18 protein-coding genes and 1 pseudogene are annotated in these 15221 nt (G+C 61.4%); 18 read left to right on the top strand and 1 reads right to left on the bottom strand.

The genetic code is table 11. The features are described from left to right. Positions 1 to 484 precede the first annotated feature (484 nt). Positions 485 to 1444 (bottom strand): annotated as a pseudogene (locus ACPP3B_RS12500) (IS481 family transposase); the annotation flags it as partial. A gap of 177 nt (positions 1445 to 1621) precedes the next feature. Between ACPP3B_RS12500 and traD the strand changes: the two are divergent. The 18 genes from traD (at position 1622) to ACPP3B_RS12590 (ending at position 15210) form a co-directional block, all read left to right on the top strand. Further along, a complete protein-coding gene (traD, locus tag ACPP3B_RS12505) occupies positions 1622 to 3082 on the top strand; it encodes a conjugative transfer system coupling protein TraD (RefSeq protein WP_424860196.1) in 1461 nt (486 codons plus the stop codon). Between the two features lies 1 nt (position 3083). After that, positions 3084 to 3587: a thermonuclease family protein gene (locus tag ACPP3B_RS12510; RefSeq protein WP_424859187.1), complete on the top strand. Its 504-nt coding sequence runs from the start codon at positions 3084 to 3086 to the stop codon at positions 3585 to 3587. Between the two features lie 26 nt (positions 3588 to 3613). Then, the gene (locus tag ACPP3B_RS12515; RefSeq protein ID WP_424859188.1) at positions 3614 to 4555 is read left to right on the top strand and encodes a S49 family peptidase; all 942 of its coding nucleotides are present in this window, start codon (positions 3614 to 3616) and stop codon (positions 4553 to 4555) included. An 81-nt stretch (positions 4556 to 4636) separates the two neighbouring features. Continuing rightward, complete coding sequence (locus tag ACPP3B_RS12520; RefSeq protein WP_424859189.1) at positions 4637 to 5176, top strand: DUF4400 domain-containing protein; 540 nt, start codon at positions 4637 to 4639, stop codon at positions 5174 to 5176. A 7-nt stretch (positions 5177 to 5183) separates the two neighbouring features. Then, positions 5184 to 5795 carry an EAL domain-containing protein gene (locus tag ACPP3B_RS12525; RefSeq protein ID WP_424859190.1) on the top strand — a complete coding sequence of 204 codons (612 nt, stop codon included), beginning with the start codon at positions 5184 to 5186 and terminating at the stop codon, positions 5793 to 5795. Positions 5796 to 5931: 136 nt separating this feature from the next. Further along, positions 5932 to 6324 (top strand): lytic transglycosylase domain-containing protein, encoded by a 393-nt coding sequence (locus tag ACPP3B_RS12530; RefSeq protein WP_424859191.1) that lies wholly within the window; start codon positions 5932 to 5934, stop codon positions 6322 to 6324. A gap of 26 nt (positions 6325 to 6350) precedes the next feature. Continuing rightward, positions 6351 to 6956 (top strand): OmpA family protein, encoded by a 606-nt coding sequence (locus tag ACPP3B_RS12535; RefSeq protein ID WP_424859192.1) that lies wholly within the window; start codon positions 6351 to 6353, stop codon positions 6954 to 6956. Beyond that, positions 6953 to 7144, top strand: coding sequence for a hypothetical protein (locus tag ACPP3B_RS12540; protein ID WP_424859193.1), 192 nt, complete (start codon positions 6953 to 6955; stop codon positions 7142 to 7144). Before ACPP3B_RS12535 ends, ACPP3B_RS12540 begins: the two co-directional genes overlap by 4 nt. After that, on the top strand, positions 7141 to 7437 hold the full coding sequence (traA, locus tag ACPP3B_RS12545; protein ID WP_424859194.1) for a TraA family conjugative transfer protein: 297 nt from the start codon (positions 7141 to 7143) through the stop codon (positions 7435 to 7437). The genes ACPP3B_RS12540 and traA overlap by 4 nt, the downstream gene beginning before the upstream one ends. Before the next feature lie 13 nt (positions 7438 to 7450). After that, a complete protein-coding gene (traL, locus tag ACPP3B_RS12550) occupies positions 7451 to 7747 on the top strand; it encodes a type IV conjugative transfer system protein TraL (protein ID WP_424859195.1) in 297 nt (98 codons plus the stop codon). A gap of 21 nt (positions 7748 to 7768) precedes the next feature. Then, positions 7769 to 8050 (top strand): hypothetical protein, encoded by a 282-nt coding sequence (locus ACPP3B_RS12555; protein ID WP_424859196.1) that lies wholly within the window; start codon positions 7769 to 7771, stop codon positions 8048 to 8050. After that, entirely contained in the window at positions 8047 to 8640 is a 594-nt protein-coding gene (locus ACPP3B_RS12560; RefSeq protein ID WP_424859197.1) for a TraE/TraK family type IV conjugative transfer system protein, read from the top strand. The genes ACPP3B_RS12555 and ACPP3B_RS12560 overlap by 4 nt, the downstream gene beginning before the upstream one ends. Then, positions 8612 to 9289 (top strand): TraK domain-containing protein, encoded by a 678-nt coding sequence (locus ACPP3B_RS12565; protein ID WP_424859198.1) that lies wholly within the window; start codon positions 8612 to 8614, stop codon positions 9287 to 9289. Before ACPP3B_RS12560 ends, ACPP3B_RS12565 begins: the two co-directional genes overlap by 29 nt. Further along, a complete protein-coding gene (locus ACPP3B_RS12570; protein ID WP_424859199.1) occupies positions 9282 to 10583 on the top strand; it encodes a TraB/VirB10 family protein in 1302 nt (433 codons plus the stop codon). Before ACPP3B_RS12565 ends, ACPP3B_RS12570 begins: the two co-directional genes overlap by 8 nt. A 6-nt stretch (positions 10584 to 10589) precedes the next feature. Further along, positions 10590 to 11342 (top strand): DsbC family protein, encoded by a 753-nt coding sequence (locus ACPP3B_RS12575; protein WP_424859200.1) that lies wholly within the window; start codon positions 10590 to 10592, stop codon positions 11340 to 11342. Continuing rightward, positions 11339 to 11890 (top strand): type IV conjugative transfer system lipoprotein TraV, encoded by a 552-nt coding sequence (gene traV, locus ACPP3B_RS12580; protein WP_424859201.1) that lies wholly within the window; start codon positions 11339 to 11341, stop codon positions 11888 to 11890. Before ACPP3B_RS12575 ends, traV begins: the two co-directional genes overlap by 4 nt. A 7-nt stretch (positions 11891 to 11897) precedes the next feature. Continuing rightward, positions 11898 to 14456, top strand: a complete 2559-nt coding sequence (gene traC / locus ACPP3B_RS12585; protein WP_424859202.1) for a type IV secretion system protein TraC — start codon at positions 11898 to 11900, stop codon at positions 14454 to 14456. Between the two features lie 88 nt (positions 14457 to 14544). Further along, positions 14545 to 15210 carry an antA/AntB antirepressor family protein gene (locus tag ACPP3B_RS12590; RefSeq protein ID WP_424859203.1) on the top strand — a complete coding sequence of 222 codons (666 nt, stop codon included), beginning with the start codon at positions 14545 to 14547 and terminating at the stop codon, positions 15208 to 15210. Positions 15211 to 15221: the final 11 nt, after the last annotated feature.

Genomic DNA, 15221 nt, shown 5'->3' on the forward strand with positions numbered 1-15221 from the left:
GAGCATGCCGCGCGCGGCCATCGACCGGGAACAGCGCGCCGCCATGCTGCAAGCGGCGTATGCCTGCAACCGTCCCGATAAAAGCCCACAGCAGCAGCGCGAGTGTGAAGCGCTCTACGAGCAACTGCGCAGGCAAATAGCCCAGCGCACGGCAGACGCGCACATGCAAGCGCGCCCGCACGTGGACGCCTTGATCAAGCAATTGCCACAGCGGTAAAGCGCGATGTTCGAGTCGGTTGACTTCGAGGAACCGTGGCGCCCGGTACACGAATGGCCGATGGCCTTGTCGTGGTTGGCTGCCTCGGCCATAACGCTGGCAGTGACTGCAACGTTGCCAGTGCCGAACAAGGCCGGGGTACTCGCAGCCATCGGATGTCTTGGTGTGGCTGCCTGGCGGACGAAGCAAGCGCTGGAGCGCAGCCACGCTCGCAAGCGCGCCGTCGAAAAGACCCGCAAGCAATTCATCACGGCCAAAGACCTGACTGTCAGGTCCCGGACGATTACGTGGTTTGAAGATGAAAAGATCGGGGCGTTGAGCGTACCACTTTTTCAAGGCCTCCAGAGGTGTTATGTGTCCGATTGCCTTCTGGGGTAAATGATGGTTGTACAGCCAAACATAACGGGTCAAGGTAGTCTCGAGGTCCTCGGCGCTGTTGAAGTGATGGGTGGCAAGGACCTCGGCAATACGGCCGTTGAAGCGTTCGACCATGCCATTGGTCTGAGGGTGTCTGGGCTTGGTGAGGCGATGCTCGATGCCAAGGGCCTGGCAGAGCTGATCGAACTCGTGCTTCCCGGACGGTGCGCGCGCGCCTGAGGCGAAGAGGCGATCCGTGAACTCCTTGCCGTTGTCGGTGAGGATGTGCGTGATTCTGACCGGGCAGGTCTTGTGCAAGGCCTTCAGGAAGCTTCTGGCCGCGGCTGCGGTCTTGTTTGGCTTAATCTGGATGAAGACCCAACGGGTGGCGCGGTCAATGGCGACGAAGAGATAACGCCTCTGATGTTCGTCGGGCATCTGCGGCAGGTACTTGACGTCGATGTGCAGGTAGCCCGGCATGTAGGTCTTGAATGGCTTGGAAGCAGGCGCATCCTTGGCTTCACTGGGCAGTTGGGATAGGCCATGGCGCTTGAGCAGACGATACAGCCCAGAACGTGAGGCCCGGGGGTTGATGAACTCCCGTGTGACCACCAGCAGATCGTCAAGGGGTAGCTGGAGGGTCTTGCGCAGCTCCACCACCAAAAGCTCCTGCGCCGGGGTGAGCGTCGTCTGCAAACGATGCGCGGTATGCGGGCGATCTTCCACAAAGTCCCGACGCTTCCAGCGGCGGATGGTGTCTTCGGATACGCCCAACTCGGCTGCCAAGGCCGCAACCGACAAGGACGAGGACTGGATGTAGGCGCGGGTGGCGGGGGTTGTGGTGGCGTTTTTGTGTAGGCGAATAATCATGGTTGAGCGCTCCGGAGGTTGTCGATCAGCTCTCGCATCACTGCGCGACTAACGAAGAGTGCACGACGCGAAGGATCTATGCAATCGTCCGGAACCCTACACCTGACGACAAAGCTCAAGGAAGGCCGTTTTTGGCTGGGCCGGGGCTTTACCTGGACCGACATCGAAGCGCGCAAGATGCACGCCCTCATCGGCAAAGGGGTAGCGGAGACCTTTGGCAAGGAGTTCATCAGTGACGGGGCGCACTGGCTCCACGGGCTCGCTAGAGAAGAGGACGTGTACGCCGAATTGTCGCTGCTGGAAGGGCACACGCTCATCGTTGGCAGCACGGGGGTGGGCAAAACCCGCTTGTTCGACTTGTTGATCGGCCAGGCGATTGCGCGGGGAGAGCCCGTCATCATCATCGACCCCAAGGGCGACCACGGCCTGGCTTCCAACGCCCGCAAGGTGTGTGAGGCGCTTGGGCAGCCGGATCGGTTCGTCTATTTCCACCCTGCCCATCCTGAGAAGTCCGCTTGCATCGATCCCTTGCGCAACTGGAACCGCAAGACGGAGCTCGCAAGCCGGATCGCGGCGCTGATTCCCTCCGAAACGGGCGCAGACCCGTTCACGGCCTTCGGCTGGAAGGTGCTCAACGATATTGTCAACGGCCTCATCGCCACTGGACAGCGCCCCAATCTCGTGCAACTGCGGCGCTACGTCGAGGGCGGGCCGGACGACCTGTTGCTCAAAGCGCTGCGGCGGCACTTCCGCGAGCGTGTGAACGACTGGGAAAGCCGCATCAGCGGTTTCGTCAAGCAGTACAAGGGCAATCAGCTACTCGCCTACATCAGCTTCTACAAGCAGGTCGTCATCCACGAAGCCCAAAACGTCGATCTGGACGGCTTGATCTCGACCTACGAGCACAACCGCGAGCACTTCCAAAAGATGGTGGCCTCGCTCATTCCCATTCTCTCCATGCTGACGAGCGATCCGCTGACGGAGCTCCTGTCACCCGATTTCGAGCCAGGGCACGACCGGGTGGTTACGGACATGGCGCGCATCATCCGCGCCGACAAGGTGATGTACGTGGGTCTGGACTCGCTGGCCGACTCGACGGTGGGCAGTGCCATTGGTTCCATTCTGCTGGCCGACTTGACGGCAGTTGCTGGCGACCGCTACAACTACGGCATCAACTCGATCAAGCCGATCAATGTTTTCGTGGATGAAGCAGCGGAAGTCATCAACAACCCCACCATCCAACTTCTGAACAAGGGGCGCGGGGCGGGGTTTCGAATGGTCATCGCCACGCAGACATTCGCTGACTTCGCATCGCGCCTGGGAGACGAGAACAAAGCGCGCCAGGTGCTGGCGAACACCAACAACAAGATCACCTTGCGCGTGCAGGATGCGGAGACGCAAAAGTACATCGCGGATGGTATCCCAAAGATCAAGGCGCGATCGATGATGGTGCGCTATGGTCACAACGTGGACACCGCCCTTCACGATACCTACAGCGCGTCTTATCAAGAGCAAGCGATGGAAGAGGAAGCGGACCTGATTCCGCCAGCGATTCTGAGCGAACTGCCGCCCCTGCATTACTTTGCAAGACTGTCCGGGGGGCGTACAATAAAGGGGCGCATTCCGATCTTGGTTTGATATGTGGGCGAAAGTTTTACCGATCGCAGCATTGCTACTGGCATCGGCTGGCGCCGGTGCCACGCCGATTACTCTGAAAGGACGGATCGTTTCCGTCCATGACGGGGATACCGTCACGCTGTTGGATCGTAACTGGAAGTCACATCGAATCCGTCTGTCCGGTATCGATGCGCCAGAAATCGGACATGGCCGTGACCAGCCTTCACAGCCGTTTGGGCAGGCGTCCAAGCAATCGCTGGCGGAACTGGCCTTCGGCAAGGAAGCCGATGCGGTTTGCGAACAAACCGACCGCTACGGGCGGCAGTTGTGCACCTTGTATGTCGATGGGCGAAACATCAACATCGAGCAAATCAGGCGCGGCATGGCCTGGGCCTACGAGCAGTATTCCATCGCGCCAACCTACCATCTAGAGCAAGCAGAGGCAAGGGCATACCGGCGCGGCCTTTGGCGCGACGACAACCCGCTGCCTCCGTGGACATACCGACGACTCAAGGTCAGTCATTGAGAATCGCGAAACGAATCACAACGAACATGCAGCCCGCCATTCAGCAGGAATACTACGATTTGGCACTCAAAGAGCTACGCCGCCGTCGCCGCATGCGCTGGCTGCGCAACATGGCCCTTGGATTGGCGGCTGTGTTCGTGGCTGCGCTTGGCGTGCAGATCGCGCGCGAACGGGCTGCGCCCCCATCGGGCCGGGTAGTCCCCGTCGTTCGGGTTGGAGGGGAGATCGGTGCGGCCATCGATCTACAGGATTTGACGGCGCGCGTGGAAAAGGCTTACGAAGTCGCGCGCGCCTCGGAGACCGGAAAGAAGGTACTGATCCTGTCCATCGACTCTCCCGGGGGCGATCCGACCCTGGCGCAGCGCATCAACGCGCGCCTGCGCTACCTGCGCTCGAAAAACCCTGATGTACGGGTGGTGGCGGCCTGCGAGCGGATGTGCGCCTCGGCGGCCTACATGATCGCCATACAGGCCGACGAAGTGATTGCGGGTCCGTATTCGTTGGTGGGCTCCATTGGCGCCGTCATCACGGCCTTCAACGTCAGCGAGGCGCTGGCAAAACTGGGTGTTCAGTACAAAGCCTACGGCTCGGGAACATCGAAGGCCATGCTCAACCCGTTCGTTCCGGCGACACCGGGCGACGAGGCCAAGGCACGGCAGCTCGTCGAGACGCTGGGGGCGTTTTTCGTCCAAGAGGTGCGGCAGCGCCGCAAGCTCGATGACTCGGTTGCCATCGACAGCGGTGAGGTCTGGACGGCGGCGGATGCGCTCAAGCTCGGGCTGATCGACCGCGTAGCCGTCGTCGAGGATGTGGCGTTTGGCGATCTCGATGGTGCCGCCCCGCTCATCATCGAAAACCCCAAGCCATACCCTCTTGGCCCGCTGGTGCGCACGGGACTGACGACATTGATGGACTGGGTGCTGGCGCGCGTTGCCGCATCGGCGACGGATGTTGTCGCTCGCCAGTAATCGCGCAAGGAAGGCAGCATGGCCGGTAGAGCGCATACCCAGCAGTCCCAACAGTGGGCAGGGATGTTGGCGGTACTCATCATGGCTGGCCTGGTCGCCGCATGGGCGCTGATTCCGTCTGTCGTGCTGGAGCAGACATGGCAGGCCGAGCGCGCCCAACTCCGCGCTTGGGCGGGGGAGAGAACGGAGCACTGGATCGCCACCCAGGCCCTGCCAGCCATCGCTCGCATGGCAGAGGATGCCGTAAAAACGGCGGGCGGCCTGGGCAGCAGCGGCATCGAGCGCTGGCTTGCAGATCGCACCTACGCCAGCGTGCTTTGGTTGAGCATCGTGACGTACCGCGCGTATGCGCTCGTGATGTGGCTGCTGCTTGGTATCCCGCTGCTGCTCGCCGCAGCAGTGGATGGTTTTTACGTGCGCGAAATCCGAAAAAACGCCTTCATCTCACAAAGCCCGATTCGGCACAAGATCGGTGTGCACTTCATGCGGATCGTCGGCATTGCGGCAGTCATCTGGCTGATGTTGCCCGTCCCCATGCCGCTGATCGTGGCGCCCACGGTCTTGCTGTTCAAGGCGCTGTCGATATGGCTATGGATGGGCAACCTGCAAAAGCGCCTGTAAGTTACGCATGGATCGCGCCAAGATTCAGCCGATTGTCGATTCGGAAACGCACGAATTGGTGGCGCTGGAAGTTCTGTCTCCGTATCCGGTGCCGTTGCACGATCCGACAGCGATGATCGAGGTCGATCTTGCGGCACTCAGACATGCGGCGCTACTCAGGCAAAAGCTGGGTATTCGGGTGCATAGCAACATCGAATACTCGACCATTCTGGAAGCATGGGAAGAGGTGATCCCGTTTGCGCCATCGGGCGTCGTGCTGGAGCTGGTAGAGAGAGGGGCTGCGCTAGAACGAGAGCGGGCGGTCGCCAAAGTACTGGCCTCGATGAGAGAGTGGCGAAAGGGCGGGGGGCTCATCGCCTTCGACGACGTACCAATGCGCGACGGTAAACTGTTGTCGATGATTGGCATGGTGCAGCCCGACTTCGTGAAGGTGGAAAGCCTGCGCGGTATCGCGGTTCTGCGCGCGCTCAGCGGCGGCGCAACGGTCGTCGTCGAGCGCATCGAGACCCGGCGGCAGGCGAAGCGGGCGAGAGCGGCGGGCGCGGACGAGCTACAAGGCTTTTACTTCGACCGCGTGCAAGCTATTCCGACCGCCAACTGTGGTGCGCTGTCGGAATAAAGCACCCAAGAGCGGCGAGACGGGCGGATGTTGCTAAACGAGACATTTGCTGTCGCTTTTTGGGCAAGACTTTTGGCGCGCGATGGGCTAGCATAGGCGCATGTGCTGCTATCGATGGTCTCTGGCTTTGCCCCTCTTGTTTGCGGCGCTCACGACGCGCGCCGCATGCTTTGAAGAGGCGGCGGCCCGCTATCAGGTGCCGGTCGCTCTACTCAAGGCGATTTCGAAGATAGAGTCGTCCGGCAATCCGCGCGCGCTCAATCGAAACCGAGATGGCAGCTACGACATCGGGCACATGCAGATCAACAGCCGCTGGCTGCCGGTGCTAAGCAAGCACGGCATCCGCGAAGTGGACCTGTGGGATGCCTGCACGAATACGCACGTGGGCGCATGGGTGCTGGCGGGCAACATTCGCCGCTATGGATATACCTGGGAAGCGATTGGCGCCTACAACGCCGCCAGCCCGGACAAGCGCATCGTGTATGCGCACAAGGTTGCACAGGTTCTCAAGAAGTGGGGTCACTTGTGATGTTCAACTGGATGTGGATGTGGGGTGTGAGCGTTGTTACCGTGCTGTCGGGCTGCGCCAGTCAAGTAACGGTGGAGCCAACTCCCCAAACTCATCAAAAGAACGAGAGACTCATCGAATGGGTGGGTGAGCGTTGGGCGTTGTGCGATGAGCCCGATTGCCCCCAGCGCACGCCGAAGACGGTGGAACTGCTGGCGCAAGCGCCCGTCATGCCGCGCGTCTCGATGCCCACGAAAACGCCTGAGCGCCCAGCGGTGCCGCCGGTGGAGCGGCAACAGCAAGAACAACGGCAGCAACCGCCAGTGGTGGTTCGGTTTGCCTTCGCGAAGGCGGACATGGTGGGAGATTGGCGGTCGGCCATCGACGCCATCGCCGAAAGCGTGCGGCCCAACGACTTGCTGCTCATCAAAGGGTACACCGACGACGTAGGGGGAGCGGCCTACAACGACCGGCTGGCATTGCGGCGAGCCGAAGCGGTGGCCGACGCTCTCATGCGTCGAGGCATCAAGAATCCGATGCAAATCGAGGCGCAGGGCAAGTGCTGTTATATCGCCTCGAACGCCACGGAGCAAGGGCGCGCAGAGAACCGTCGCGCGGAAGTTCACTTCGTCAGCAAAGGAGATCGCATGTGATCGCAAAAACCAAACAGGCCGTGTACGACATGCTCATCGCAGCGGCGTTCATCACGATGGGCGTGCTGCTGCCAGGATCGCTACTCGACAGCGGGTTTGAAGCCCACATAGGCGGCATCGCCTTGGGGCTTGGAATCGGCTGGTTCTTGAAGTCTTACATCCAACACTCGAAAGGAGTTCAACCATGAAAAACCTCAACCGCAACATGAAGCTCGCCCTGTTCGGTGCTGCGCTCTGCCTGATGGCGGGTGGCGCAATGGCCGGCACGACCGGCACCGAGTTCCAATCGCTCTACACCTGGATCAACAACGTGGTGACCGGATATTTCGGTCGAGCGGTGGCGGTGGCGGCGGTAGGCATTGGAGCGATTCTGTCGATCGCGCGGGTCAATCCCATTCCGATTCTGGCGGGCGTCGGCTTTGCGATTTTCTTGCAATACACCCCAACGATCATCACCGGCATCTTGACCGCTCAAGTGTGACGGGAGCAATGGCGTGAACAGCGACGAAACCGGGTACATTCCAAAATCGCTCGATGCGCAAGAGCGTTTCCTGTGGTGGGAAATGGATCAAGCCATCATCGCCATCATGCTCGTGGGCATGGGTGTCATTGCGGGAGCCATGCTCATCGGGCTCGCGGCGGGCGCGGCGGCGGCCTGGCAATATGGCCGGCTGAAAGCTGGTCGTCACCCCAAGTTTGCGGTTCACGCCATGTATTGGTGGCTGCCGAGCGGACTCTTCGTCAAGCCTCGGGTGACGCCGCCGTCCAACGTTCGATACTTTTTGGGTTGATGTGACAAAAGGAGGGTTTCCATGAAAAAAGCCATGATCGCTGCTGCTGTGATGTCCGCGCTGGCCGCCACGGCATATGCACAATCACAGGAAACAAAGAAGGACGTGCAGCGTGACGTGTGCAGCGCGCGCATTCTGCACTCGATGGCGACTTCGAACTATCGGCTGTCGTGTCTGAACCTCAACGAAATCAGCATCGACAATCTGCTGCGCGCCGGGTATCGCGTCACGGCCACCATGACCCTGCCTGGCAGCGACCGGCATGAGTCGTACATTTCGCTGTTCGTTGAGAAATCGCAATGATTTTCAAGGAATACACGGACCGCATCGCCAACGCGAGCGCGGAAATCCGCTTCTTGCGTTGGCTGGCTGGCGGACTGGCAGCGCTGGCGCTGCTGCTGGTCATAACCACACTCCGACTGATCGGGTCGGAGCGGGTGGTATTGCTGCCGCCGGAGGTCAACCGCACCATGTGGGTGTCCGGCTCACAGGCGTCAAAAGAATACCTGGAGGAAATGGGATTCTGGTACGCGGGTCTGGCACTCAACATCACTCCCGCAACGTCGGAATACCAAAACAGCCTGTTCCTCAAGTTTGCGGCCCCCTCGGAGTACGGGCGGCTACAAGCCGAAATGGGCGCGCGCGCAGAGTTTTTGCGTAAAAACAACGTCTCGACCCAATTTGCAGTGCGCAGTATCTCGGTCGATGCACCGAACAATCGCGTGGCGCTCCACGGCACGTTGTACACATGGACCTCTGACAAAAAGGCGGGGGAGCGAAGCGCGGTGTACATGGTGGGGTTCAAGTTGATCAACGGGAGACTCTATGTTTCGGATTTCAGGGAAACATCCGACCAGGATCCTTTTGGCGGCACTGCTGCTGGCCGGACTTGAGGTACGCGCGGCCCACGCGGCCCAAGTGCTGACGGGAAAACCGGACGACACGCTCAGCGCCACCGTATCCCGTACCGAGCCCACGCTTATCCGCATCGAGGACCAGCGCATACGTCGCGTCTTTGGTGCCGAGGGCGACTTCTCGGTGGTCGCGGACAAGGACGCGGGCACGGTGTTTATCCAGCCCACGACGGACAAGACCGCGTTCAGCGTTTTCGTGGCGGACGAAGCAGGCCGAACCTGGCGTCTGCTGCTGGCGGTAGCGGACGGGCCGTCGGAATCGATCCTGATCAAAGGTCGCTCGACACCCGCGATGGCAAAGACGGCGGGCCGCGCGGCAAGCCGTGTGCAAGCGATCAAGCAAACCGTGTTGGCGCTGGAGTCGAGCGACGAGGGCGGATTTGACGCGCGAGAAACCAACGAGCTCGTGCCGCTATGGAAAGAGGCGATGTTCGTCCTCGTGAAAGTGGTCAACGGCCCTCTGCGCGGCGAGAAGTACTTGCTGACCAACGTATCGGACAAGCCGATGGTCATCGACGAGCGTGAGCTATACCGGCGCGGCGTGCTGGCGGTATCGGTCGAGCGCCCGGAACTCAAGCCTGCTGAGACGACTGCGGTGTACGTGATCTCGGAGGCATCCCATGATTGAGCGCGCATCAACGCCGCTGTCCGAGCGACTCAAAACGATGTCGCCGAAGGCGAAGCAGTATCTGATGCTGGGAACGCTTGGCACCGTGTTCCTTGGCCTCGTCTTTGGCAGCGTCGCAGTATGGAATGAACAGCCCTCTCTGACGCCGCAGACGCCAACGGATGCGGCCACGACCAAAAACATCGCCGCTCCCGGCTCCCAAGTCGATCCGCGCGACGTCTGGATGGCGCAATCCTCGCAGCAGATGAAGGAGATGGATGCCGTCATCCAAGAACTTCGCCAAAAGCTGCAAGAGGTCGAAAACAAGCATGCCGCGTCGGCTGAGCCCAATCCGTCGCCCCAGCCGCCCCTTTTGCCTTCCTTGCCCCCGCCACCCCCGCCACCGGCGCCGGCACCGGCACCGGCACCGCCCGCACCGGCGGCGCAAGCGACTTCGCCTGCGCAACCGGAGCCTGTTGCGCCCGTACCCGCTCCCGTCGCGCCACCCAAGCCGGGAATCGCCGTCTTTGAGGTAGGGCAAGCCGACGTCAGTGACAAGCCGGCCACTGGGCAAGCCGGACAGCAGGGCGCTCAGGACGCCCCGGAGCAAGGCAAAACCTACATTCCCTCCGGCTCCTTCATGCGCGCAGTGCTGCTCGGCGGGCTGGATGCGCCGACTGGCGGCCAGGCGCAAAACAACCCCTGGCCGGTTCTGCTGCGCGTGCAAGACCACGCCTTCCTGCCCAACCGCTTTCGGGCCAAGGTCAAGGAGTGCTTTCTTCTTGGCTCAGGGTACGGCGACATCAGCTCCGAGCGCGCCTATCTTCGCCTGGAGTCGCTGTCGTGCGTCCTCAACAACGGGGAGGTGGTCGATACCGCTGCCAAAGGATATGTGGTCGGCGAAGACGGCAAGGCAGGCATGCGTGGCCGACTCGTCAGCAAGCAGGGGCAGGTGCTGGCGAATGCGCTCCTGGCAGGCGTCGCATCTGGCATTGGACAGGCGTTCCAGCAAAGCGCGACGACCTACTCGACCAGCCCCCTGGGATCGATCGGGACGGTGGAGTCCGGCAAGGCGCTACAGGCGGGCGCGGGCGCGGGTGTCGGCAAAGCGCTCGATCGCCTCTCGCAGTACTACATCAACTTGGCAGAAAAGATGTTCCCGATCATCGAGGTCGATGCGGGGCGCGTCGTGGATGTGGTGCTGACCAAAGGGATCACGTTAGGACTGAACCCGAGCGCCGATGAGGGCGACTTCACGGACATCTGGAAGCGTGGCCGCCAGATCATGCGTAAATCCTTGAATCCATTGGAGTAATTCGCAATGAGCAAGAACGCTGTGAAACGTTGGTTGGTTTCGGCGGTGGCGCTGGCCGCTGCAACGGCAACCCTTGCCAATCCGGCGCTGGTCGAGCGCCGTCTTGGCGAGCAATATCCCGCCACCAAGATCACGTCGGTGCGCGAAACCCCCGTCAAGGGCATCTATGAAGTGGTCATGGGCCGCAACATCGCCTACACGGACGAGACGGGGCGCTTCATGATTTTCGGACACCTGTACGACATGAAAGAACAGGTGGACCTCACGGCGCAGCGGCAAGACGAGATCAACCGCATCGATCCCTCCATCCTGTCGCTCGGCGATGCAATCAAAGTCGTCAAGGGCAAAGGATCGCGGGCGTTGTATGTGTTCTCCGATCCCAACTGCCCCTACTGCAAGCGCCTGGAAGCCGAGCTCGCCAAGCTCGACGATGTGACCATCTACACCTTCCTCTATCCCGTGCTGGGCAAGGATTCCGAGCAAAAGTCACGCGCCATCTGGTGCGCCAAGGATCGCGCGAAAGCGTGGAGCGACTTCATGGAGGGGGGCAAGCTACCGGCTGCGCCATCCGCCGAGTGCAGCGACCCCGTGCAGCGCAACATCCAGCTTGGGCGGGAACTGGGCATCAACGGCACCCCCACCATCGTGTTTGGCAACGGCGCCATCGCTGCGGGCCTGTTGCCTGCGGCGGAACTGCAACGGCGGCTGTCCGACAGCGCGGCGCAGCGGGTCAGCGCCGCCAAAGGGGGTGGGCGATGAAAACGTTGCCGTGGGCCGTCGTGCTCAGTGGTGCTGTGCTGTCCGGGTGTGCCAGCACCATGTCCGGGCTAGACGGCGACACCAAGTTCGCTTGCAAGGCCCCCGAGGGGGTCAGTTGCGCCTCGCTGTCGGGCGTGTACGCCAACGCAATCGCGGACAACCTCCCCGGGTTGCGCAAAGACAAGCCCGCGCCGACGGTGGCGCAGCAGACGCCAAGCCCCATCCAGGGTCGTGCGCCGTCTTCTGGCGAGCCGATCCGCACCGCCCCCAAAGTGCTGCGGCTGTGGATCGCGCCCTGGGAAGACGCCGACGGCGACCTGCACGACCAATCCTACGTGTATGTGGTGGCCGATCCGGGCCGCTGGGTGATCGAACATAACCAGCGTCGCATCATCGACCGCTACCGGCCTACTTTCATCCAGCCCCAAGCAAAGAAGGAAGCACCAACGCCGCCATCCAGCGCAACCACGGTGAACACACCAGCGGGAACCGTGGTTCTGCCTGGCGCCCAGGGATACGGGCCGATGCCGCCAACGGATTCGGAGTGATACCGCCATGTTGGACGCGCTCAAATTGCTGTTTTTCGGCGAACGCTTCGCCCCCGCCGATGCCGTGCCGCGCTCGCTGCTGGAGAGCATCGCGCAAATCCCGCGGCTGACGGGCCTGCTGCCCTACCTGGGCTGGATGCCGCAAGAAAAGCTCTTCGTGCTCGACAACGGCGCGTTCGGGCAGTCGGACGAGTACAGCTTGGGCTTTTGCATCGAGACCATGCCGCAAACCGGCGCCAACGAAGAGATGGAGCGGGTGCTGGCGAGTCTGTTCATGTCGTGCCCGCCGGGAACGGGGATTCAGATCACGCTATACGCCACACCGCACATCCTGCCCGTGCTGCGGCAGCAGGCCAACATGCTGCCCGTCGATCCAGACCGGGACGACAATGCAGTGGATCGAAGAAACAAAAACATCTACCGCGCCCTGGCGCGCCGTCGCATCGACCACTACCTCAAGGGGACGAGCAAGTCGCTGTTCAGCCATCACGTGTACCTGCTGCGCGACTACCGGTGCGTCATCTCGATCACGATGCCGCTGCATCCCGACAAACCGGCGGATGTAGAAGAGGCCATGCGCATCCGGGAAAGCGTGCATGCAACCCTGCGCTCGGCGCATCTACCCGGCACGGACTGGGGGCCGCAGGAACTTATCAACTTCGTCGCGGACTTTTTCGACCACGAGCGCATCTTTGGTCGGGGTGGCGACCGCGTATTGGATTACGACGACACCAGGCCGCTGCGACAACAGGTCTCCAACCTGGAAGTGGCGTCCGCCGTGGCCGACCACCTCATCAAGTTCCAAAAGGCCGGGCAAGAAGAAACCGCGCTGCAATGCTTTTCCGTGCGGCAGTACCCCAAGTACTACCGGCTGGGCGCGATGGGTGCCCTCATCGGCGACTACTACCAACTGGCGCTCGCCATCCCTTGCCCGTTCCTGATCACGATGGGGGCCATCATCCTTGACTACGAGTCGGCCCGCACCAAGGCGCAGATGAAGGCCGCGCGCGCCACGCAAGCCGCCGGTTCCTACATGGCCCACTTCCAGCCCGACCTACAAGACCGCAAGCGCGACTGGGACATGGTGCTGCGGGCATTCGACAACGGGCGCAACGTCGTTCAGATGTACCACCAGATGGTGCTGGTGTCGCGCCTGGAGGATGCCTCGCGCAGCGAACACGCGGTGCGGGCCGTCTGGCGCGCGCGTGGCTTCGATCTTGCCAAGGACTTCTACCTCCAGCACCAGGCGCTGGTGGCGGCCATGCCGTGCACGCTAACCCCTGGGTTGCAGAAAGACTTGCGCCTCTTCGGGCGCGCGGGCACCAAGACGGCAGACAACGCCGTCATGACCTCGCCGCTCATCGCCGAATGGAAAGGCACCGAGACGCCCATGATCACCCTGTTCGGGCGGCGCGGGCAGATCATGACATTCGACCTGTTCGACAACAAGGGCGGCAACTACAACTTCGCGGTCGCCGCGCTGTCGGGGTCGGGCAAATCGGTGTTCGTCAACGAACTGGCGTTTCGCTACATGGGGGCGGGCGCCAAGGTGTGGATCGTCGATGTTGGGCGCTCCTACCGCAACCTGTGCGACCTGATCGATGGCGAGTTCATCGAGTTTTCTGATGAGCGCAAAAACACCATCTGCCTGAACCCGTTTTCCATGATCGTGGACATCAACAACGACATGGAAATGCTGCTGCCACTGCTGGCGCAAATGGCATCCCCTCGGGAGCCACTGGACAACTACAGCTACTCGGCGCTCGCGGCGGCCACCAAGCGCGTGTGGGACACCAAAGGCAAGCGCGCCACCATCACCGACGTGTACGACCTGCTCAAGACCGGACGGCTATCGGACGACGCCGAGCACGAGCGCGACCTTGCCCGTCTGGCGACGTCACTGGAGCCCTACACGCGCTACGGCGTCTATGCGAGCTACTTCGAAGGCGAAGCCAATATCCAGTTTCACAAGAACTTCGTCGTCCTCGAACTCGAAGAACTCAAGAGCAAGAAGGACTTGCAAGCTGTCGTGATGCAACTGATGATGTATCGCATCACGCAGGAGATGTACTTTGACCGCTCACGCCGCAAGCTCGTCATCATCGACGAGGCGTGGGACTTGATGGGCAGCGGATCGAGCGCTTCGTTCATCGAGGCCGGCTACCGACGCGCGCGCAAGTATGGCGGCGCGTTCGGCACCATCACACAGTCGGTCGAGGACTATTACAAAAACGAGGCCACCAAGGCCGCCATTCAGAACGCCGACTGGCTATTTCTGCTCAGGCAGAAACCGGAGTCGATCGAACGGCTTGGCAAGGAAGGCAAGCTGCATGTGGACGAGTGGATGAAGCGCCAGTTGTCCAGCGTCACGACCGAGCACGGGCACTATTCGGAGATATTTGTGCACGGCCCTGTTGGATCGGGTGTGGGCCGCCTCATCCTCGACCCCTTCTCGATGATGCTTTACTCGACGCGGGCCGAGGACTTCCAGGCGATCAAGGCGCTCAAGGAGCAAGGGGCGTCGCTGGTCGATGCCATCGATACCCTGCTGGCGCAACGAGGCTGACGGTAAAGAGAGCATTTTGTGACCCGTTTAGGGTATCGATTCCGGCCACTGGTTTTGCTATCTTCGATAGCGCTGGAAGGAAAGCCTGATGTCAGACAACACTCCTGTTGCGCAAGCGCCCACGGGCGACCTCATACCGGTCTTCGTCGGCTGCATCGGCGGCGTCGAGCAGTACGTCTGCAACGCCCGCGATCTACACGCCTTCCTTGAGATTGGGAAGGACTTCACGACGTGGATCAAGGACCGCATCGAGAAGTACCAGTTCGTTGAAAATCAAGACTTTGGGGATTTTTCCCCAGATTTGGGGAAAAATCCCCGAGGCCGTGGGCGCCCCAGTTCCGAGTACCAGCTAACCCTCGACATGGCAAAGGAGCTGTCGATGGTGGAGAACAACGACAAGGGGCGCATGGCCCGACGGTACTTCATCGAGTGCGAGCGTCGGGCGCTGGCCGGGGCGGTTGCGCGCGAACAACTGCCACTGGAGGTTGAGGAAGCGTGCGAGATTCGGGCATGGCGGCTGGCTGAAGAATGGCGCAGCATGGGCGCAGCGCTGCTCGGCCCACATCCACGGCCTGAAAACGTCGAGACCCTATGGATGGCTGCGGGCACGGTCAAGGCGCGCGCGAAGGAGCGCCTCGTCACGCTGTCGAACGACATGCTCAAGAAGGGGCACGGCGCGGCCAGGGTATCGGCCTGGATTCTCAACTGGCAGCCCCCTGGCTACTCGACTTGGAACCAGGTTTCGTGGCACTGAGCGAAGGGGGG

The sequence above is a fragment of the Tepidimonas sp. HKU77 genome, from assembly GCF_049728535.1.
In the GTDB taxonomy this organism is placed as follows: domain Bacteria; phylum Pseudomonadota; class Gammaproteobacteria; order Burkholderiales; family Burkholderiaceae_C; genus Tepidimonas.